Consider the following 312-nt stretch of genomic DNA (forward strand, 5'->3'; position numbering starts at 1 on the left):
TGGCTGGGGTACGAGGATTCGAACCTCGGAATGCCGGAATCAGAATCCGGTGCCTTACCGCTTGGCGATACCCCAACTGGGTGCACTTACAAGGTAAGTGTCTTGAATAAATTGGCTGGGGTACGAGGATTCGAACCTCGGAATGCCGGAATCAGAATCCGGTGCCTTACCGCTTGGCGATACCCCAACAAATTGGTTTGTGAATTTGTCGAACGCATTCGACACATTCAGAATTTGGTGGCTACGACGGGATTCGAACCTGTGACCCCATCATTATGAGTGATGTGCTCTAACCAACTGAGCTACGTAGCC

3 tRNA genes are annotated in these 312 nt (G+C 51.0%); all 3 read right to left on the reverse strand.

Annotated elements, in window-relative coordinates:
- A tRNA-Gln gene (locus FQ015_RS09945) sits at nucleotides 1–75 on the reverse strand.
- Between the two features lie 37 nt (nucleotides 76–112).
- Nucleotides 113–187 (reverse strand) — tRNA-Gln (locus tag FQ015_RS09950).
- A 48-nt stretch (nucleotides 188–235) separates the two neighbouring features.
- A tRNA-Met gene (locus FQ015_RS09955) sits at nucleotides 236–312 on the reverse strand.

Source organism: Escherichia sp. HH26CH, assembly GCF_009820205.1.
GTDB classification, from domain to species: Bacteria; Pseudomonadota; Gammaproteobacteria; order Enterobacterales; family Enterobacteriaceae; genus Escherichia; species Escherichia coli_F.